Origin of the sequence: Janthinobacterium sp. ROICE36, assembly GCF_002869965.1 — a bacterium.
Lineage (GTDB): Bacteria > Pseudomonadota > Gammaproteobacteria > Burkholderiales > Burkholderiaceae_D > Janthinobacterium.
This window is the reverse complement of sequence record NZ_PEBS01000210.1, coordinates 1-313: the sequence shown is the minus strand read 5'-3', so window position 1 is coordinate 313 and position 313 is coordinate 1. Positions and strand designations below refer to the sequence as shown.

Annotated in this window: 1 protein-coding gene; it reads right to left on the bottom strand. The window is 61.0% G+C overall.

Annotated elements, in window-relative coordinates; genetic code table 11:
• Positions 1 to 313, bottom strand: a 313-nt coding sequence (locus CSZ94_RS27470; RefSeq protein ID WP_180977667.1) for a transposase, incomplete at both ends; no start/stop codon positions are given.

Here is a 313-nt window from a genome sequence, read left to right as displayed (position 1 = left end):
TGTCCTGTACGCCGCGATTTTTGAGTTCGGTGACGACTTGCAGCCAGAACTTGGCCCCCTCGGTTTGGGATATCCACAGGCCCAGCACCTCCTTGTGGCCCTCCATGTTGACGCCGATGGCCAGGTAGACCGCCTTCGTGCGCACTGCGCCGCTGTCGCGCACTTTGACGTGGATGCAGTCGAGATACAGGATCGGGTACACGGCGTCGAGCGGGCGTGCCTGCCAAAGCTTCACATCCTCGCTGACGGCGTCCGTGACGTTGGAGATGAGGGTTGGCGATACCTCGGTGCCGTACATCTCTTCCAGATGGCT